Annotated in this window: 17 protein-coding genes; 13 read left to right on the top strand and 4 right to left on the bottom strand. The window is 64.6% G+C overall.

Annotated elements, in window-relative coordinates:
* Positions 1-16: 16 nt before the first annotated feature.
* The 6 genes from ACO2Q5_RS00845 to uvrA all read left to right on the top strand — a co-directional run bounded on the left by ACO2Q5_RS00845 (position 17) and on the right by uvrA (position 8,448).
* Positions 17-1,342: an MFS transporter gene (locus tag ACO2Q5_RS00845; RefSeq protein WP_423287497.1), complete on the top strand. Its 1,326-nt coding sequence runs from the start codon at positions 17-19 to the stop codon at positions 1,340-1,342.
* A 51-nt stretch (positions 1,343-1,393) separates the two neighbouring features.
* A complete protein-coding gene (locus tag ACO2Q5_RS00840) occupies positions 1,394-1,981 on the top strand; it encodes a DUF924 family protein (RefSeq protein ID WP_423287495.1) in 588 nt (195 codons plus the stop codon).
* Between the two features lie 76 nt (positions 1,982-2,057).
* Positions 2,058-3,455: a dihydrolipoyl dehydrogenase gene (gene lpdA / locus ACO2Q5_RS00835; protein WP_423287493.1), complete on the top strand. Its 1,398-nt coding sequence runs from the start codon at positions 2,058-2,060 to the stop codon at positions 3,453-3,455.
* A 201-nt stretch (positions 3,456-3,656) separates the two neighbouring features.
* Positions 3,657-4,127 (top strand): hypothetical protein, encoded by a 471-nt coding sequence (locus tag ACO2Q5_RS00830; RefSeq protein WP_423287491.1) that lies wholly within the window; start codon positions 3,657-3,659, stop codon positions 4,125-4,127.
* A gap of 92 nt (positions 4,128-4,219) precedes the next feature.
* Positions 4,220-5,392, top strand: a complete 1,173-nt coding sequence (locus ACO2Q5_RS00825; protein WP_423287489.1) for an MFS transporter — start codon at positions 4,220-4,222, stop codon at positions 5,390-5,392.
* A gap of 194 nt (positions 5,393-5,586) precedes the next feature.
* Positions 5,587-8,448, top strand: coding sequence for an excinuclease ABC subunit UvrA (gene uvrA / locus ACO2Q5_RS00820; protein ID WP_423287487.1), 2,862 nt, complete (start codon positions 5,587-5,589; stop codon positions 8,446-8,448).
* Between the two features lie 168 nt (positions 8,449-8,616).
* Here uvrA and typA read toward each other — a convergent pair whose 3' ends face one another.
* Complete coding sequence (gene typA / locus ACO2Q5_RS00815) at positions 8,617-10,434, bottom strand: translational GTPase TypA (protein ID WP_423287485.1); 1,818 nt, start codon at positions 10,432-10,434, stop codon at positions 8,617-8,619.
* Between the two features lie 214 nt (positions 10,435-10,648).
* Here typA and ACO2Q5_RS00810 point away from each other — a divergent pair, with 214 nt between their 5' ends.
* Positions 10,649-10,831, top strand: coding sequence for a hypothetical protein (locus ACO2Q5_RS00810; protein WP_423287483.1), 183 nt, complete (start codon positions 10,649-10,651; stop codon positions 10,829-10,831).
* Here the strand turns inward: ACO2Q5_RS00810 and ACO2Q5_RS00805 are convergent.
* From ACO2Q5_RS00805 to efp, 3 genes are all read right to left on the bottom strand, one after another.
* Positions 10,828-11,439 carry a YitT family protein gene (locus ACO2Q5_RS00805; protein ID WP_423287481.1) on the bottom strand — a complete coding sequence of 204 codons (612 nt, stop codon included), beginning with the start codon at positions 11,437-11,439 and terminating at the stop codon, positions 10,828-10,830. The two genes, ACO2Q5_RS00810 and ACO2Q5_RS00805, sit on opposite strands and share 4 nt — an antisense overlap.
* Before the next feature lie 75 nt (positions 11,440-11,514).
* The gene (locus ACO2Q5_RS00800; protein ID WP_423287479.1) at positions 11,515-12,117 is read right to left on the bottom strand and encodes a YitT family protein; all 603 of its coding nucleotides are present in this window, start codon (positions 12,115-12,117) and stop codon (positions 11,515-11,517) included.
* A 105-nt stretch (positions 12,118-12,222) separates the two neighbouring features.
* Positions 12,223-12,789 (bottom strand): elongation factor P, encoded by a 567-nt coding sequence (gene efp, locus ACO2Q5_RS00795; protein WP_423287477.1) that lies wholly within the window; start codon positions 12,787-12,789, stop codon positions 12,223-12,225.
* Positions 12,790-12,881: 92 nt separating this feature from the next.
* Between efp and epmA the strand changes: the two genes are divergently transcribed.
* The 6 genes from epmA to argS all read left to right on the top strand — a co-directional run bounded on the left by epmA (position 12,882) and on the right by argS (position 18,892).
* Positions 12,882-13,910: an EF-P lysine aminoacylase EpmA gene (gene epmA / locus ACO2Q5_RS00790; RefSeq protein ID WP_423287475.1), complete on the top strand. Its 1,029-nt coding sequence runs from the start codon at positions 12,882-12,884 to the stop codon at positions 13,908-13,910.
* A gap of 185 nt (positions 13,911-14,095) precedes the next feature.
* Positions 14,096-15,124: an N-acetyl-gamma-glutamyl-phosphate reductase gene (gene argC / locus ACO2Q5_RS00785; protein ID WP_423287473.1), complete on the top strand. Its 1,029-nt coding sequence runs from the start codon at positions 14,096-14,098 to the stop codon at positions 15,122-15,124.
* Positions 15,125-15,245: 121 nt separating this feature from the next.
* Positions 15,246-15,695, top strand: coding sequence for a cytochrome c maturation protein CcmE (gene ccmE, locus ACO2Q5_RS00780; protein WP_423287991.1), 450 nt, complete (start codon positions 15,246-15,248; stop codon positions 15,693-15,695).
* A 192-nt stretch (positions 15,696-15,887) separates the two neighbouring features.
* Entirely contained in the window at positions 15,888-16,499 is a 612-nt protein-coding gene (locus tag ACO2Q5_RS00775; protein WP_423287471.1) for a holin-associated N-acetylmuramidase, read from the top strand.
* Between the two features lie 4 nt (positions 16,500-16,503).
* A complete protein-coding gene (locus ACO2Q5_RS00770; protein WP_423287469.1) occupies positions 16,504-16,980 on the top strand; it encodes a holin family protein in 477 nt (158 codons plus the stop codon).
* A gap of 169 nt (positions 16,981-17,149) precedes the next feature.
* Positions 17,150-18,892, top strand: coding sequence for an arginine--tRNA ligase (gene argS, locus ACO2Q5_RS00765; RefSeq protein WP_423287467.1), 1,743 nt, complete (start codon positions 17,150-17,152; stop codon positions 18,890-18,892).
* Positions 18,893-18,908: the final 16 nt, after the last annotated feature.

Below are 18,908 nucleotides of genomic sequence, written 5' to 3'. Positions count from 1 at the left end.
TTAGGGGATTGCTGCAATGATCAGGGTCATGGCCAGCACGTGGCCGCTTCTTTTGGGCGTGCTGCTCCTGATGGTGGGCAACGGGGTGCAGGGCTCGCTTCTGGGCATCCGCGGCACGTTGGAGGCGTTTTCGACGCTGCAGCTGTCTTTCGTCATGTCGGCCTATTTTCTGGGCTTCCTTCTGGGCTCTCGTCTTGCGCCGGGGCTGTTGCAGAAAGTGGGCCATGTGCGGGTCTTCGCGGCGCTCGGCTCGCTGATCTCAGCGGTGCTGGTGCTGTATCCCATGCTGGTGCATTGGCAGGCTTGGGCGATCATGCGGGTCATCATCGGCTTTGGCTTTGCGGGGATCTACATCACCGCCGAAAGCTGGCTGAACAACACCGCCACGAACGAGACGCGCGGACAGGCGCTGTCGCTTTACATGATCGTGCAGATGCTGGGCATCGTCGCCAGTCAGGCGCTGTTGGCCGCGGGCGACCCGTTCGGCTATGATCTGTTCCTGATCCCCTCGGTTCTGGTCTCGCTGGCGTTTCTGCCGCTTCTGCTGGCCGACAGCCCGACCCCCAGTTTCGGCGCGACCGAGAGGCTGGGTTTCCGCGACCTGTTCCGGATTTCCCCGCTGGGCTGTGTGGGGATGCTGATTTCCGGCGGCGTGTTCTCGGCGATGTTCGGCATGGCCTCGGTCTGGGGCACGCTCAGCCTCATGTCGGTCGGGCAGATCGCGCTGTTCACCTCCTCGCTCTATGTCGGCGGGCTGGTGCTGCAATATCCGGTGGGCTGGCTGTCAGACCGGATGGACCGGCGGCAGATCATGCTGGGGCTGGCGCTGACGGCCACGGCGGTGCTGGCGGTGGCGAGTTTCGTGCCGCTGCCGTTCTGGGCGCTGCTGATCGTGGCGGCGCTTCTGGGTGGCATCACCTATCCGATGTATTCGCTGCTGATCGCCTATACCAACGACTTCCTGTCGAAGGAGCAGATGGCCGCCGCCTCGGCCGGGATGATCTTTCTGAACGGGTTCGGCGCGATCTTCGGTCCCCTGGTGACGGGCTGGCTGATGGGGGTGGCGGGGCCGCGCGGGTTCTTCCTGTTCATGGGCACGCTTTACGCGATCCAGTCGGCCTATGCGATCTGGCGGATGCGGCAGCGCGCCTCGCCCGCGACCACGGGCGCCTTCCGGGGCATGTCGCCGGTGGCCACCGAACTGGCCGCGGTGGCCGTGCTGGAGGCCGCGCCCGAGATCAACCCCTCGCCCGAGACGCCCGAAGCGGCCGCGGCAGCGGCCGAGGCGCTGATCATCACGCCCAGGGCCGACGAGGAAAACCCCGCCGAACCGCACAGCTGAGGTTGCACCCCGCCGCCGCCCCTGCCAGTCTGCCCCGAAAGGGAGGCGCATATGTCCGATCCGGTCGAGGTTCTGGATTTCTGGCTGGGCGAGATTGGCCCCGAAGGCTGGTATGCCGGAACGGAAGAGATTGACGACGCCTGTGCGGCGCAGTTCGGCGATCTGTGGCAGGCGCTGCATGAGGGCGGGCTGGAGCATTGGGTCGATGGCACGGTGGGCACGCTGGCCTATCTGGTCGTGGCCGACCAGTTTGCCCGCAACATCCACCGCGGCACGGAGAAGGCCTTTGCCACCGATGCGCAGGCCCGGGACGCCGCCCGCCGTGCGCTGGACGAAGGCTGGGACCTTGGTGCACCCGAGCCGGAACGGCAGTTCTTCTACATGCCGTTCGAACATTCCGAGGATCCGGCGGATCAGGATATTGCCGTCCGCCTGATGGAGGAACGGATGGCCTCAGACCCCGAAATGGCGCTGCATGCCAAGGCGCATCGTGAAATGATCCGCCGCTATGGCCGGTTTCCGCTGCGCAATGCAGCCCTTGGCCGCGACTCTACGGCGGAGGAGACGGCATTTCTGACCGGGGGCGGCTATATGGCACTGGTGGATGAGCTGCGCTCCAGCCATGCACCGGGTGCATAGGCCCCGGGCGCCAGGCTTGTTGCTGCATTGAACGATATTGTTTAAGGGTAAACCAGTTTTCCGAGGGAGGGAAAGAATGGCGGAACAGGGTTTCGATGTCATCGTGATCGGTGCTGGACCGGGCGGCTATGTGGCCGCGATCCGGGCCGCGCAGCTGGGCCGCAAGGTCGCCATTGTAGAGCGGGAGCATCTGGGCGGCATCTGTCTGAACTGGGGCTGCATCCCGACCAAGGCACTGCTGCGTTCGGCCGAAGTGTTCCACCTGATGCACCGGGCCAAGGATTTCGGCCTGAAGGCGGACGGGATCGGCTATGACTTGCCCGCCGTCGTTGCCCGCTCGCGCGGGGTGGCGAAACAGCTGTCCGGCGGCATCGGCCATCTGATGAAGAAGAACAAGATCACCGTCTTCATGGGCACCGCCTTCCTGCCCAAGGCCGGCACGGTCGAGGTGACCACCGACAAGGGCAAGGAAACCCTGACCGCCAAGGATATCGTTCTGGCCACCGGCGCCCGCGCCCGTGAACTGCCGGGGCTGGAGGCCGACGGCGATCTGGTCTGGAGCTACAAGCACGCGCTGGTGGCGAACCGGATGCCCAAGAAACTCCTCGTCATCGGATCGGGCGCCATCGGCATCGAATTCGCCAGCTTCTTCAACACCCTCGGCGCCGAAACCACCGTGGTTGAGGTGATGGACCGCATTCTTCCGGTGGAAGACGCCGAAATCAGCGCCTTCGCCAAGAAGCAATTCGTCAAGCAGGGGATGAAGATCCTTGAAAAGGCTGCGGTCAAGAAGCTGGACCGCAAGCCCGGCAAGGGCGTCACCGCGCATATCGAAGTGGGCGGCAAGGTCGAGACGCAGGAGTTCGATACGGTGATCTCGGCCGTGGGGATCGTCGGCAATGTCGAAAACCTCGGGCTGGAAGCACTGGGCGTGAAGATCGACCGCACCCATGTGGTGACGGATGAATTCTGCCGCACCGGCGTGCCGGGTCTTTATGCCATCGGCGATATCGCCGGCGCGCCCTGGCTGGCGCACAAGGCCAGCCATGAAGGCGTGATGGTGGCGGAGCTGATCGCGGGCGGCCATCCGCATCCGATCAAGCCCGGCTCCATCGCGGGCTGCACCTATTGCCACCCGCAGGTGGCATCGGTGGGCCTGACCGAGGCGAAGGCGAAAGAGCAGGGCTATGACATCAAGGTCGGCCGCTTCCCCTTCATCGGCAACGGCAAGGCGATTGCGCTTGGCGAATCCGAGGGGCTGGTCAAGACGGTCTTCGACGCCAAGACCGGCGAGCTCCTGGGTGCGCATATGATCGGCGCCGAGGTGACGGAACTGATCCAGGGCTATGTCGTCGGCCGCACGCTGGAGACCACTGAGGAAGACCTGATGAACACCGTCTTCCCGCATCCGACCCTCTCCGAGATGATGCACGAAGCGGTGCTCGATGCCTACGGCCGTGCCCTGCACATCTGAGGCATGGCCTCGCCCAACCGGATCGTGATGCAGAAGGTCGGCCGCGACTGGCTGACCTCCTTTGACCCGGCCAGACCAGACGCGGCCGGGACTTAAGGGAATTGGGGCGAGAAGCTGGGGTTCCGCAGCTTTCACTACCCCGACCATGACCCCTGCGCCGGGCCTTTCACGGATGACGGGGGCAAGGCGCTGAAATTCGACGTGATCCTTGCCAATCAGGTGTGGGAGCATATCGACCGCCCCTATGCGGCCACGAAGAACGTGCTGAAGATGCTGAAGCGCGGCGGCTGGTTCTTTTCGCCGCGCCCTTCTTCATTCCCTGCGGTGCCGTTCCTGTCGATTGCAGCCGCTGGTCCGCCCGCGGGTTGCGAAACCTGCTGGTCGAGGCCGGGCTCAACGGCGACACGTCCTATCCGCGCAATGGGGCGACCGCGCCGCGCCGCTGCGCAATCCGGATCCGCCCAAGGCATAGCCGGAGAACCACCTGACCAACGATCCCGACTTTCCACCGGTGGCCCGAGCAAAGGCGCAGCAGATCTGAAGGCGCGCCCGCGGCAGAGCCGCGGTCGCAAGCCTTTTGTCTCGCCTCTGGCCGTTCCGGCCAACCGGCTCGGGCTGTGCCTCCGGCGGGGATATTTGCACAAAGCGGAAAGCCCATTCCAGTTTGCTTAAATATCCCGGGGGAGTCCCTGAAAGGGACGGGGGCAGCGCCCCCTTCTTGCGCCATCTGGTCATTTCGCTGCGGCTGGCCTAGGCATGGGCGCATGATCAAACTTCCTCCCATGGTGCTGGTTCTGCTGCTTTGGGCCGCCGGTCTGGGGGCCGCGGCGCAGTTCGGCAAGATTTCCGTTCTCTACGAAGACCTTCGCGCGCTTTATGGCGGCGCGGGAGAGGCGGGGCTTGGCCTTGTCGTTTCGGTCGTGGGGATGGTGGGGCTGATCTTCGGCACCACGGCGGGGCTTCTGGTGGCGCGGATCGGGCCGAAACGGGCCATCGTGGGCGCCATGATTCTGGGGGCCGCGGTTTCGGCGGTGGAGGCGTTGCTTCCCGCCTATCCGCTGATGATTCTTGTCCGCGTGATGGAAGGTGTGTCGCATCTGGCAATTGTCGTCGTCGGGCCGGTGATGATTGCCGCACTGGCGCCCGAGGCGAAGCGGCCGCTGGCGATGACGCTGTGGTCCAGCTTCTTTGGCGTGACCTATGCGGTTCTGGCACTGGTGGCGCCGGGGATCATCGCCATGGGCGGGGCGCCTGCGCTGTTTCTGGCCCATGCGGGATGGATGGCGGCGGTGGCGGTTCTGCTGGCGCTGGCACTGCCGGAGGATCCGCCGCGGGTGGTGCGGCGCCTGGGCAATCTCCTGGCCGAGCATCTCGCGATCTATGCCTCGCCCCGGCTGGCGGCGCCGGCCATGGGGTTCTGCTTTTACACCTTCCTTTATGTCGCCTGCCTGACCCTGCTGCCGCCCGCTGCGCCGGATGGTGTGCGGGCCGCTATGGCGACCGGAATGCCGCTGATCTCTATCGCGGTGTCGCTGACGCTTGGCGTCTGGCTTCTGGGCCGGATGAGCGCAGTGGCGCTGGTGCAGGCGGGTTATCTGGCGGCGCTGCCGGGGTTTATCCTGCTTTGGGCCGCCTGGGGGCAGGGGCCGGGTATGGTGCTGGCCGGGCTGTGGCTGGCCGCCGCGCTTGGCATCGTGCAGGGGGCGAGCTTCGCCTCGATCCCGGAGCTGAACACCGCGCCCGAGGATCGCGCGCGTGCAGCGGGCGCCATCGCGCAGCTGGGCAATCTGGGCACCACGACGGGCACGCCGGTTCTGGCCGCGCTGTTGGTGCAGGGCGGGCCGGGTGCGCTGGCGCTGGTGGCGGTTCTGGGCTGTCTGGCCGGTGTGCTGATCCACTACTGGCAGCGGCGGCGGCGGCAAGGCGGTCAGGTCTGACGCTTGTGGTGCTTGTGGCAGGGGTGCCGGAAGGGGCCAGAGCGCCCCCGCATGCGCCGCGGTTGGCACAGGCAATGCGATCCCGGATAGATGCGACCAGATGCAGCCGCAGCATGTTCCGCCTATGTTCTCAAAATCCGGTTGGAAATGTGCTGCGTATACCCTATCTGTTGGGGGTCAACCGGGGTGGTGCCATGGCGGAACAGAAGTTCATCGAGGTGCGCGGCGCGCGCGAGCATAACCTCAAAGGCGTGGATCTGGATATACCGCGGGATCAGCTGGTGGTGATGACCGGGCTGTCCGGCTCGGGCAAGTCCTCTCTCGCCTTTGATACGATCTATGCCGAAGGCCAGCGCCGTTATGTCGAATCGCTTTCGGCCTATGCGCGGCAGTTCCTGGATATGATGGGCAAGCCGGATGTGGACCATATCTCGGGCCTGTCTCCGGCGATTTCGATCGAGCAGAAGACCACCTCCAAGAACCCGCGGTCGACCGTCGGCACCGTGACCGAGATATATGATTATCTGCGCCTGCTGTTCGCCCGCGTGGGCACGCCCTACAGCCCGGCGACTGGCCTGCCGATCACCGCGATGCAGGTGCAGGACATGGTGGATGCGGTCATGGCGATGCCCGAAGGGACGCGGGCCTATCTGCTGGCCCCCATCGTCCGCGACCGCAAGGGCGAATACCGCAAGGAATTTCTGGAACTCCGCAAGCAGGGGTTCCAGCGGATCAAGGTCAACGGCACCTTTCATGAGCTGGAAGAGCCGCCGACGCTGGACAAGAAATTCCGCCATAACATCGACGTGGTGGTGGACCGCATCGTCGTGCGCGAGGGGCTGGAGACGCGGCTGGCCGACAGTTTCCGCACCGCGCTGAACCTTGCCGACGGGATCGCCGTCATCGAAATGGCGGTGCCCGAGGGCGAAGAGGCGGAGCGGATCACCTATTCCGAGAAATTCGCCTGCCCGGTTTCCGGCTTCACCATCCCCGAGATCGAGCCGCGGCTGTTTTCCTTCAACGCGCCCTTCGGGGCTTGCCCGAAATGCGACGGGCTGGGGGTGGAGCTGTTCTTCGATGAACGGCTGATCGTGCCGGATCAGGCCTTGTCGCTGACCCAGGGCGCGCTGGCGCCATGGGCCAAGTCGAAATCGGCCTATATCACCCAGACCATCGACGCGCTGGCCAAGCATTATGGTTTCGACAAAAAGACCAAATGGCGCGATCTGCCGGAAAAGGTGCAGCAGCTGTTCCTGCAGGGATCGAAGGGTGAGGAGATCGACTTCACCTATGACGAAGGTGGCCGCGTCTACAAGGTGCGCCGCGTCTTCGAAGGCATCATCCCCAATATGGAACGCCGCTACCGCGAGACGGACAGCGCGTGGAGCCGTGAGGATATGGAGCGGTATCAGGCCAACCGCCCCTGCAGCGCTTGCAGCGGCTACCGGCTGAAGCCGGAGGCGCTGGCGGTGAAGATCGGCGGGCTGCATGTGGGGCAAGTGGTGCAGATGTCGATTCACGAGGCCTTTGCCTGGGTCGAAACCGTACCGGGTGTCCTGACCGCGCAGCAGAATGAAATCGCCCGCGCGATCGTGAAGGAAATCCGCGAAAGGCTTGGATTCCTTGTGAATGTCGGGCTGAACTATCTGACCATGGCGCGGAATGCAGGCACGCTTTCGGGCGGGGAAAGCCAGCGGATCCGGCTGGCCAGCCAGATCGGCAGCGGGCTGACCGGCGTGCTTTACGTGCTGGATGAACCTTCGATCGGCCTGCACCAGCGCGACAACGACCGGCTTCTGGGAACGCTGAAGGGGCTGCGCGATCAGGGCAATACCGTGCTGGTGGTGGAGCATGACGAAGATGCGATCCGCGAGGCGGATTATGTCTTTGACATCGGCCCCGGCGCAGGCGTCCACGGCGGGCAGATCGTGGCCCGCGGCACCCCGGCCGAGATTGCCGCCGATCCGGCCAGCCTGACCGGGCAATATCTGGCCGGCACCCGCGAAATTGCCGTGCCGAAGGCGCGGCGTGAGGGGAACGGCAAGGTGCTGACCGTGGTCAAGGCCACCGGCAACAACCTGAAAGAGGTGACGGCCGAGTTTCCCTTGGGCCGGTTCGTCTGCGTCTCGGGCGTATCAGGCGGCGGGAAATCGACGCTGACGATTGAAACCCTGTTCAAGACCGCCGCGATGAAGCTGAACGGCGCGCATGAGACGCCCGCGCCCTGTGAGACGATCAAAGGGTTCGAACATCTGGACAAGGTGATCGACATCGACCAGCGGCCCATCGGACGGACTCCGCGGTCCAATCCGGCCACTTACACCGGGGCCTTTACCCATATCCGCGACTGGTTCGCCGGTCTGCCGGAATCGAAGGCGCGCGGCTACGGTCCGGGTCGGTTCAGTTTCAACGTGAAGGGTGGCCGGTGCGAGGCCTGCCAGGGCGACGGCGTCATCAAGATCGAGATGCACTTCCTGCCCGATGTCTATGTCACCTGTGAGACGTGCAAAGGGCATCGCTACAACCGAGAAACCCTGGAAATCAAATTCAAGAACAAGAGCATCGCCGATGTTCTTGATATGACCTGTGAAGATGCCCGCGACTTCTTCAGCGCTGTGCCCAGCATTCGTGAAAAGATGGATGCTTTGTGCGAGGTCGGCCTTGGCTATATCAAGGTCGGCCAGCAGGCGACCACGCTGTCCGGCGGCGAGGCGCAGCGGGTGAAGCTCTCGAAAGAGCTGAGCCGCCGCTCGACCGGCAGAACGCTGTATATTCTGGATGAGCCGACCACCGGCCTGCATTTCGAAGATGTGCGCAAGCTTCTGGAAGTGCTGCATTCCCTTGTGGACCAGGGCAACAGCGTCGTGGTGATCGAACACAATCTGGATGTCATCAAGACCGCAGACTGGATCATCGACATCGGGCCCGAGGGCGGTGACGGCGGCGGGCGCATTGTGGCGAAGGGCACGCCGGAACAGGTGGCCAAGGTCAAGGACAGCCACACCGGGCGCTATCTGGGGCCGATGCTGAAGCCGAAGAAGCTGGCCGCGGAATAGGCGGCACCCGCCGGGGGCTGTCTGCCCCCGGACCCCCGAGGATACTTGCACCAGTATGAAAGGGGGAAGGTTGCGGCTTTCATACTGGCCTAAATATCCCGGGGTCCGGGGCAGCGCCCCGGCGGGTGCGGCAAAGAAAAACGGCGCCCCCGGGAGGCGCCGTTTTCATTATTCGGACCGCGAGGCGCGCTTGCGTTCATGCGGGTCGAGGTGGCGCTTGCGCAGACGCACGATCTTGGGTGTGACCTCGACCAGTTCGTCATCCTGGATATAGGCGATGGCCTCTTCCAGCGACATGCGGATATGCGGGGTCAGGCGCACCGCCTCATCCGTGCCCGAGGCGCGGATGTTGGTCAGCTTCTTGCCCTTCAGCGGATTGACCTCAAGGTCATTGTCGCGGCTGTGTTCGCCGATCAGCATGCCGACATAGACCTGCTCTTGCGGACCGAGGAACAGTTTGCCGCGCTCTTCCAGGTTCCACAGCGCATAGGCGACGGTCACGCCCGCTTCCATCGAGATCAGCACGCCTTGGCGACGGCCCTGGATCGGGCCCTTGTGCGGGACCCAGCCATGGAAGATGCGGTTCAGCACGCCGGTGCCGCGGGTGTCGGTCAGGAACTGGCCGTGATAGCCGATCAGCCCGCGCGAGGGGACATGGGCGATGATCCGGGTCTTGCCGACACCCGCGGGCTTCATCTCGACCAGGTCGCCCTTGCGTTCGCCCGTCAGCTTGTCGATGACGGCGCCGGAATATTCGTCATCCACGTCGATGATGACTTCTTCCACCGGCTCCATCCGCTCGCCGTTTTCTTCTTTGAAGATCACGCGCGGGCGCGAGATCGACAGTTCGAACCCTTCGCGGCGCATGTTTTCGATCAGCACGCCCATCTGGAGTTCGCCGCGGCCCGAGACTTCGAAGGCCTCGCCGCCGGGGGTGTCGGCGATCTTGATCGCGACGTTCTGTTCGGCTTCCTTCATCAGCCGGTCGCGGATGACGCGGCTTTGCACCTTGGACCCGTCACGCCCCGCCAAGGGCGAATCGTTGATGCCGAAGGTGACGGTGATGGTCGGCGGGTCGATGGGCTGGGCGGCGATGGCGGTGTCCACCTCCAGCGCGCAGAGCGTATCGGCCACGGTGGCCTTGGTCATGCCGGCCAGCGTGACGATGTCGCCGGCGGTGGCTTCGTCGATGGGGGTCTGCGCCAGACCGCGGAAGGCGAGGATCTTGGTCACGCGGAACTGTTCGATCCGCTCCCCGTCCCGGGACAGTGCCTTCAGCGAGGTGCCGGTGGTGATGGTGCCGGATTCGACGCGGCCGGTCAGGATGCGGCCCAGATACGGATCCGCCGACAGGGTGGTCGCCAGCATCGAGAAGGGTTCATCCGCCTTGGCGATCTGCTTCGGCGCGGGAACATGCTTCACGACCAGTTCGAACAGCGCCGACAGATCCTTGCGCGGACCGTCCAGCGAAGTATCGGCCCAGCCGGAGCGGCCCGAGGCATAGAGATGCGGGAAATCCAGCTGCTCGTCCGAGGCGCCGAGGTTGGCGAAGAGGTCGAACACCTCGTTCAGCGCGCGCTCCGGCTCGGCATCGGGCTTGTCCACCTTGTTCAGGACGACGATGGGACGCAGGCCAAGCGCCAGCGCCTTGGAGGTCACGAACTTGGTCTGCGGCATCGGGCCTTCGGCGGCGTCGACCAGCAGGACCACGCCATCGACCATGTTCAGGATCCGCTCCACCTCGCCGCCGAAATCGGCGTGGCCGGGGGTGTCGACGATGTTGATGCGCATCCCCTGCCATTCGACCGAGGTGGCCTTGGCCAGAATGGTGATGCCGCGTTCGCGTTCGATGTCATTCGAATCCATCGCGCGTTCGGTGGTGGCCTGTCCTTCGCGGAACGTGCCGGATTGCTTGAGAAGCTCGTCCACAAGCGTGGTCTTGCCGTGGTCAACGTGGGCGATGATCGCGATGTTGCGAAGGTCCATAGGGTCCAGTCCGGTGTGCTGAGTTGCGCGCGGCTTACAGGGTTTATGCCCAGATGGCCAGAGCTTTGGGGCAGTCTCGCTGTCCCATTGCCGTGGTTGCCCGTTTGGCGGGCTGTTTCCGCTGTTCCCGGCGGAACAGACCGGCCGCACAAAAGCGGGCAGGGTGAAGGCATCGGCGGAAATGGATCCGCCCCGGAACAGAAGGATCCCGGATATGAACGCTTTCGTGAAATTCTTTGTCGCGGCGATGGTGATGAAGGTCATGGTGCTGGCCGCATTCGCGGTTTCGGCGGGTGTGGCGCCCCAGCTGCCGCAGGACGCCCCGGTGGTGGAACGCGCCTGCAAGGGGCCGACCGGCCTGCCGGTGCCCTGCAAGCCGAAGAAGCCGCTGTATTAAGTCACCACATACCAGTCGCGCCGGTGATTGAAGGCGATTACCGCGTTCAGGATGACTGCCCCCAGCAGGGACCACGCCACCCGGTCCGTAGGCAACAGCCAAAGGGCGATGGCGAAGAGCACAAGGTCATGGGTCAGCTGCGTCCAGCCGGCGCGAAAGCCGAACTTGTCCTGCAAAATCAGCGCCACGATGGAGACGCCGCCCAAAGACCCGGAATGGCGGAAGAGGCCCAGCAGACCCACCCCAGCCGACACGCCGAACAGCACGGCGGCCGCGCCGGGGTGGACACTGTCGATGTGGAGAAGCGGCTTCAGCGCCTCGGCCATCAGCGAGACGAAGGTGACGGTGATCAGGCTTTTCAGGCAGAAGACCGGCCCCCGCGCCATCCAGGCGAAGGCGAAGAACGGGATGTTCATGACGAAGAACACGACCGAGAAATTCCAGTCGAAGGCATAGGACAGGATCAGCGCCGTGCCCGCCGTGCCGCCCGTCACCAGCCCCGCCGCCCGCAAGAGGTGGATGCCAAGCGCCGCCTGCATCGAGGCGATGATCAGCCCCTGCACATCTTCGAACAGGGTGTAGCGCTTGGATGAAAGGTCAGTTTCCATGACCTTATTTTGCGACAGAACGGGTCTTGCGTCTATTGCGCATCGCGCATGGATGACATGCGCGCAAGCAATGGCTCAGGTGGCGATATAGCGGTCGCGGCGGTGGTTGATCGCCAGAACAAGGTTCAGGATCACCACGCCGGGCAACGACCACAGCACGCGGTCCCAGGGAATCCAGCCCAAAGCGATCACGAACAGCACCGCATCAAAGCCCATTTGCAGCCAGCCCGCACGAAACCCGGTCCGGTCCTGCACCATCAGCGCGATGATACCGATCCCGCCGAGGCTGGAGCCATGGCGGAACAGTGCCAGCAGGCCCGCGCCGGTGGTAAAGCCGAAGAGGACACCCGCCAGCAGCGGGTCCAGCCGGTTGAACGCCATCAGCTGCGGCAGCGCCCAGGTCATCGCGGACAAGAGGCTGACCGAGATCAGGCTTTTCACTGTGAAGGCCAGCCCGATCCGTTTGTAGCCCAGCCAATAGAACGGCAGGTTGATCAGGAAGAACACCGGCCCGAAGGCCCAGCCCCCGGCGTAGGAGATGACCAGCGCCAGACCCGCGGTCTGCCCGGTGATGAACCCGGCATGTTGCAGGAATTGCAGGCCAAGCGCGCACATGAGCGTTCCGAAGAACAGGCCCTGCGCATCCTCGAACAGGCTGTGGCGATGGGGTTCGGTCATGCCTGCGGGTTAGCGCCCGGCGCGCCTTCCCGCAAGGGGCGGAACCGCGCAAAGGAAAAGGGGCGCCCGCAGCGGACGCCCCCTGATCAGAATTGCGGCAGCGGATCAGTCCCGCGCGCGTTCCACATAGCTGTCATCATCGGTGTTGATGATGATGCGGGTGCCCGGCCCGATATGCGGCGGCACCATCACGCGCAAGCCGCTGTCGGTCATCGCGGGCTTGTAGGACGACGAGGCGGTCTGACCCTTCACGACCGGCTCGGTCTCGGTGATCTCGACGGTGATCTTCTGCGGCACTTCGATGGCGATCGGTGCGCCGTCAAAGGTCTTGACGTAGCAGCGCATGCCTTCCTGCAGATAGACCTTGTTCGCGCCCATGACGTCTTCGGTCACGACGACCTGCTCATAGGATTCCGGCTGCATGAAGTGAAAGCCTTCGCCGTCCTGATACAGGAAGTCATAGTCCCGCTCGTCCACGGTGGCCTTTTCGACCTGATCGGTGGTCTTCCAGCGTTCCGAGACCTTCACCCCGTCCGAGATCCGGCGCATGTCCACGCTGGTGGTCGGCGTGCCCTTGCCCGGGCGGTAGGTTTCGGCGAGCAGGACGACATAAAGCTTGCCGTCCATCTCGACGACATTGCCCTTGCGGAGGGACGAGGCGATGACTTTCACGCGCGGTGATCCTTGTGATATGGCGGCCCGACAGGCCGGATGGCGGGGCTGGTAACGCATCCGCCGCGATATTTCCAGCAAGGAATGCCGAAATGAGCGACACCCGCTGGTGGCACCCCGCCCGCCACGCCGACCGCCGCCCGATTCTTCTGGCGCGCAACCGTATTGCGGCGGGCATAAGGGCGTGGATGGCGGACCACGATTTCATCGAGGTCGACCCGGCCGGATTGCAGGTCAGCCCGGGGAATGAGGCGCATCTTCATGCCTTCGCCACCACCGCCATCGGTGATGACGGGCAGGGGCGGCAGATGTATCTGCACACCTCGCCCGAATTCGCCATGAAGCGGCTTCTGGCGGCGGGAGAGCGGCGGATCTTCAGCCTTGGCCATGTCTGGCGCAACCGCGAACGCGGGCCGCTGCATGAGCCGGAATTCACCATGCTGGAATGGTATCGCGTGGGCGAGCCTTATGCGCAGCTGATGGACGACATCGCCGACTGGGTCCGGTTGGCGCGACCCGAGGGGCTGCTGCGCTTCCGCGACCGGACCTGCGACCCCGCGTTGCCCTATGCGCGGGTCTCGGTGGCCGAGGCCTTTGCCGCCCATGCCGGGATCGACCTTCTGGCCACGATGGACGCGGGCGGAGAGACCGATGCCGCGGCGCTGGCCGCCCAGATGGACCGCGCGGGTATTTCGCATATGCCGGGGGAAAGCTGGTCCGACCTGTTCTCCCGCGTCCTGTCCGCACGGGTGGAGCCGCATCTGGGCATGGGCCGGCTGACCGTCCTTGACCGCTATCCCGCGGCCGAGGCGGCGCTGGCCCGCCGCGTGCCCGGTGATCCGCGCGTCTCGGAACGGTTCGAGGTCTATGCCTGCGGCGTGGAACTGGCCAATGGCTTTGGCGAGCTTACCGATCCCGCAGAACAGCGCCGCCGGTTTCAGGAGGAAATGGCGATCAAGGCCGACCGTTATGGCGAAAGCTATCCCATAGACGAGGATTTCCTGTCCGCCTTGGCTCTGATGCCGCCCGCCGCGGGTTGCGCGCTTGGCTTTGACCGGCTGGTCCTCCTGGCCACCGGCGCGCCGCGGATCTCGGACGTGCTCTGGGTGCCGGCCGGGTAGGGGCGCTGCCCCCTCGCGCGTGCCGCGCTCACCCCCGGGATATTTTGGCCAGTATGAAATCACAAAGGTCTTTCATACTGGCGCAAATATCCCCGCCGGAGGCATCCGCGGCCGCGGTCGCGCGCAAGGCTTGCATTGGGGCGGCTTTGGCTTATGCAGGGCGCGTCATCTGAAAGGGGACCGTCATGACCCATCGCATCGCCATTCTGGGCGCCTCGGGCTATACCGGGGCCGAGCTTGTCCGGCTGATCGCCACCCATCCCGGGATGCGCATCACTGCGCTGTCGGCCGACCGCAAGGCCGGGATGGAGATGGCGGATGTGTTCCCCTTTCTGCGCCATCTGGATCTGCCGAAGCTGGTGAAGATCGACGAGATCGATTTTTCCAATATTGACCTGTGTTTCTGCGCGCTTCCTCATGCGACGTCGCAGGAGGTGATCTCAAAACTGCCGCGCGATCTGAAGATCGTGGACCTGTCGGCCGACTTCCGGCTGCGGGATCCGGCGGAATATGAGAAATGGTATGGCCGGGCGCATTCCGCGGTGGAGATGCAGAAGGAGGCGGTCTACGGGCTGACCGAATTCTACCGCGACGAGATTACCGCCGCGCGGCTGGTGGCGGGCACCGGCTGCAATGCGGCGACCGGGCAATTCGCGCTGCGGCCGCTGATCGCGGCAGGGGTGATCGACCTTGACGATATCGTGATCGACCTGAAGGCGGGCGTCTCGGGCGCGGGGCGCAGCCTGAAGGAGAACCTGCTGCATGCCGAGCTTTCGGGCGGCACGCATGCCTATTCCGCCGGAGGAAAACACCGGCATCTGGGTGAATTCGATCAGGAATTCTCGAAAATCGCCGGGCGGCCGGTGCTGGTGCAGTTCACGCCGCATCTTTTGCCGATGAACCGCGGAATTCTGGCGACCGTCTATGTGAAGGGCGATCCGAAGGCGGTGCATGCCACGCTGGCCGGGGCCTATACCAAAGAACCGTTCCTGCGGGTGCTGCCTTTTGGCACACTCCCCTCGACACGGGACATTGCGGGGTCCAACTTCTGTCATCTGGGGGTGACGGCGGACCGCATCCCCGGGCGGGCCATTGTGGTGGCGGTGCTGGACAATCTGACGAAGGGATCTTCGGGACAGGCGATCCAGAACGCGAACCTGATGCTGGGGCTGGAGGAGACCGCGGGCCTGATGCTGGCGCCGGTCTTCCCCTGAACCCCGGCGCGGGGCGGCTTGACGGGGATCAAGGCGCCGCAGGGCGGGCCGCGCTAGACGAGGCCGGAACGGGAAGGAAGGGGCAGCGATGCAGAGCACAGCCAAGCCGCAGATCCGCGGGCTGAAGGGCCTGAAGAAACAGCGCCGGATCCAGGTGATCATCGTGGCATTCGTGGCGCTGATCGCGGCCACGGCACTGGTCGGCTATGCCCTGCGCGACGGGATCAACTTTTTCCGCAGCCCGACGCAGGTGTTCGATGAAATGCCCGGGCCCGAGGAGACCTTTCGTCTGGGCGGGCTGGTCAAGGAAGGCTCCATGGTGCCGGGCGAGGGGATGCGTTTCGCCTTCGTGATCTCGGATGGCGCGAACGAGGTTCCGGTGGCCTATATCGGCACCTCGCCCCGGCCGGATCTGTTCAAGGAGGGCACGGGCACGATCGCCACCGGGCGGCTGGTGAACGGCACTTTCGAGGCGACCGAACTTCTGGCCAAGCATGACGAGACCTATATGCCCAAGGAAGTGGTGGATGCGCTGAAGGAACAGGGCGTCTATCAGGAGCCGGTCAAGTAACGGACCCTTCGAACTTTTGAAGGTTCCTCAGGACCGGGCCGTCGGCGGCCGCCTTTCGCAACCCGGGATGATCTTCCTTCACGATGGAATGCAAGATCCCGATCCTTGGAGGAAACGGCCGCTCCGCATGGGGCGCATTAACCTTTGCTTTGCATTCTGATCCCGGGGGAGCGTCACCCTTGGGGATTGCGCATGAAGACTGTGAAGGAACTGGCCGAAGAGGTGGTTGTCCGCGAGGGCGGCTTCGTCAACGATCCCGATGATCCGGGCGGGCCGACGAAATACGGCGTCACCTTGCCCACGCTGCGGCGGCTGGGGATCGACATCAACAAGGACACGCGGATCGACATTGCGGATGTGCGGGCGCTGACCCGGGCGCAGGCGGTGGAGATCTATGTCGAGCATTATTTCACCCGCCCCGGCATCGGCGGGCTGCCCGAGGCGCTGCAGCCCTCGGTCTTTGACATGTATGTCAATGCCGGGCCGAATGCGGTGAAGGTGCTGCAGCGGCTGCTGACCCAGATGGGCCACGTCTGCGATCCGGACGGGCAGATCGGGCCGCAGACCATCCGCGCGGCGCAAAGGGCGCAGGATGCGGCGCCGGGCCATCTGGCCGATGCCTACGGGATCGCCCGGCGCAACTATTACTATGCTCTGGCCGATCTGCGCCCGGCGAGCCGCAAGTTCGCCCGCCGCAAGGATGGCGGCAAGGGCGGCTGGATCACCCGGGCGGAGGAATTCATCTCACCCCGCTATCATCTGAGCGATGATCAGCACCGCGCGCGCACGGCGGCATGGGGGTAAGGGCATGAGCGTGATGGGAAAGATCGCCGGCGGGGCCGCGGCGGTGCAGGCGCTTGGCGATGCGGCGCGGGGCGTGGCGGAGGTCTTCGTGCCCTCGGCCACGCGGCGAATGGAACTGTCGGCCGAGGCGCAGCAGGCCGCGCTGAGGCAATTGGGCGAGGAATACCAGCATCCGGCCCTATCGGGCTTTGACCGCATGGTGAACGGGCTGAACCGGATGCCGCGGCCATTCCTTGCCTTTGGCACCCTGGGCCTTTTCGTCTATGCGATGGTGGACCCCGCGGGGTTCGGCCTCAGGATGACGGGGCTGAACACCGTGCCGGAGCCGTTGTGGTGGCTGTTGGGGGCTATCGTCGCCTTCTATTTCGGCGCGCGGGAGACGTGGTATTTCCGCAATACCAAAATCAAACCGGGAAGCGGCCCGCAGGCGCCCGAAGCGGAAGAGCCGAATGCCGCGCTGGAGGACTGGCGCGGCGCCTGACCCCGGCCCGCGGGCCAATGACATGGAGCGGCCACGCCCGGAGAGGGCGTGGCCGCACGCCTTTGAAGCCACCGTTTCGCGCCCGCGCGAACCGGCGGCGGCGGGCGCCTCGCTTGACCTGTCGGCGCGGCTCTGGCATGGCCTAGGGCAAGGATAGGGATTTGATCAGATGAACCTGTTTGCGGATATCCGCGGTGTGGTGGTGGATGCGCTTGGCCGGATGCAGGCCGAGGGGCACCTGCCGCAGGGGCTGGACCTGTCGGCCGTCGCGGTGGAGCCGCCGCGCGATGCGGCCCATGGCGATATGGCGACCAACGCGGCCATGGTGCTGGCGAAACCGGCGGGACAGCCGCCCCGCGCCATTGCCGAGGGGCTGGCGCACCGTCTGCTGGACGATCCGCGGATCGAGGGGGCCGATGTGGCGGGTCCGGGGTTCCTGAACCTGCGGCTTGCTCCGGCGGTCTGGCAGGGGGTGGTGCGCGACGTGCTGTCGGCAGGCAAATCCTATGGCCGGTCGAAGATCGGGCAGGGCGAGCGGGTCAATGTCGAATTCGTCTCGGCCAATCCGACCGGGCCGATGCATGTGGGCCATGTCCGCGGCGCGGTGGTGGGCGATGCCTTGTCCAACCTGCTGGCCTTTGCGGGCTGGAACGTCACACGGGAGTACTACATCAACGACGGCGGCGCGCAGGTCGATGTGCTGGCGCGGTCGGCCTATGAACGCTACCGCGAGGCCCATGGCCTTGAGCCGGAAATCCGTGAGGGGCTGTATCCCGGCGATTATCTGATCCCGGTGGGTGAGGCGCTGAAGGCGAAATACGGCGACGACCTTTTGGACAAGGGCGAGCAATACTGGCTGGCCGAGGTGCGCGAATTCGCCACCGAAATGATGATGCAGATGATCCGTGCGGATCTGGACGCGCTTGGCGTGCGGATGGATGTCTATTCCTCGGAAAAGGCGCTGTATGGCACGGGCGAGATCGAGGCCGCGATCGAAGAGCTGCGCGCGGCGGGCCTGATTTATGAAGGCGTGCTGGAACCGCCGAAGGGCAAGACGCCCGAGGATTGGGAGCCGCGGGAACAGACCCTGTTCCGCAGCACGCTGCATGGCGATGATGTGGACCGGCCGGTGAAGAAATCCGACGGCAGCTGGACCTATTTCGCACCCGACATCGCCTATCACTACAACAAGGTGAAGCGGGGCTTCGATCAGCTGATCGACATTTTCGGCGCCGACCATGGCGGCTATGTCAAACGGATGAAGGCGGCCGTTTCGGCCCTGTCGCAGGGCAAGGTGCCGCTGGACATCAAGCTGATCCAGCTGGTGAAGCTGTGGAAGAACGGTGAGCCCTTCAAGATGTCCAAGCGGGCAGGCACCTTTGTCACCCTGCGTGACGTGGTGGAAATGGCCGGGGCCGATGTGACCCGCTTCATCATGCTGACGCGCAAGAACGACGTGGCGCTGGATTTCGACTTCGACAAGGTGCTGGAACAGTCGAAGGACAACCCGGTCTTCTACGTGCAATACGCCAATGCCCGGGTGAATTCCGTTCTGCGCCGCGCGCGCGAGGCGGGGATTGCCTGTGACGATCCGGTGCTGATGGCGGCGGATCATGCGATCCTGACGCATCCGGCGGAAATGGCGCTGCTGAAAAAGGTGGCCGAATGGCCGCGTCTGGTGGAAATCGCCGCGCGGAACAACGAACCGCACCGGGTGGCCTTCTATCTTTATGAACTCGCCTCGGACCTGCACGGGCTGTGGAACCGCGGCAATGACGAGCTGTCCCTGCGCTTCATTCAGGACGATGCTGCCACATCTCAGGCGAAAATCGCACTGGTGCGGAGCGTGGGCGTTGTCATTTGCAGCGGTCTTGCTATCCTTGGGGTGACGCCGGTCGAAGAAATGCGCTGACAACAGGCGCCACGGC

It is taken from the genome of Neotabrizicola sp. VNH66, assembly GCF_049445895.1.
Taxonomy (GTDB): domain Bacteria; phylum Pseudomonadota; class Alphaproteobacteria; order Rhodobacterales; family Rhodobacteraceae; genus Pseudogemmobacter.
This window is presented reverse-complemented; position numbering and strand designations above follow the sequence as displayed.

Bases quoted from the DNA above. Each gene is read 5' to 3' on its own strand.
- ACO2Q5_RS00845 (WP_423287497.1), top strand. From the start codon at position 17: ATGATCAGGGTCATGGCCAGCACGTGGCCGCTTCTTTTGGGCGTGCTG.
- ACO2Q5_RS00840 (WP_423287495.1), top strand. From the start codon at position 1,394: ATGTCCGATCCGGTCGAGGTTCTGGATTTCTGGCTGGGCGAGATTGGC.
- lpdA (WP_423287493.1), top strand. From the start codon at position 2,058: ATGGCGGAACAGGGTTTCGATGTCATCGTGATCGGTGCTGGACCGGGC.
- ACO2Q5_RS00825 (WP_423287489.1), top strand. From the start codon at position 4,220: ATGATCAAACTTCCTCCCATGGTGCTGGTTCTGCTGCTTTGGGCCGCC.
- uvrA (WP_423287487.1), top strand. From the start codon at position 5,587: ATGGCGGAACAGAAGTTCATCGAGGTGCGCGGCGCGCGCGAGCATAAC.
- typA (WP_423287485.1), bottom strand. From the start codon at position 10,434: ATGGACCTTCGCAACATCGCGATCATCGCCCACGTTGACCACGGCAAG.
- ACO2Q5_RS00810 (WP_423287483.1), top strand. From the start codon at position 10,649: ATGAACGCTTTCGTGAAATTCTTTGTCGCGGCGATGGTGATGAAGGTC.
- ACO2Q5_RS00805 (WP_423287481.1), bottom strand. From the start codon at position 11,439: ATGGAAACTGACCTTTCATCCAAGCGCTACACCCTGTTCGAAGATGTG.
- ACO2Q5_RS00800 (WP_423287479.1), bottom strand. From the start codon at position 12,117: ATGACCGAACCCCATCGCCACAGCCTGTTCGAGGATGCGCAGGGCCTG.
- epmA (WP_423287475.1), top strand. From the start codon at position 12,882: ATGAGCGACACCCGCTGGTGGCACCCCGCCCGCCACGCCGACCGCCGC.
- argC (WP_423287473.1), top strand. From the start codon at position 14,096: ATGACCCATCGCATCGCCATTCTGGGCGCCTCGGGCTATACCGGGGCC.
- ACO2Q5_RS00775 (WP_423287471.1), top strand. From the start codon at position 15,888: ATGAAGACTGTGAAGGAACTGGCCGAAGAGGTGGTTGTCCGCGAGGGC.
- ACO2Q5_RS00770 (WP_423287469.1), top strand. From the start codon at position 16,504: ATGAGCGTGATGGGAAAGATCGCCGGCGGGGCCGCGGCGGTGCAGGCG.
- argS (WP_423287467.1), top strand. From the start codon at position 17,150: ATGAACCTGTTTGCGGATATCCGCGGTGTGGTGGTGGATGCGCTTGGC.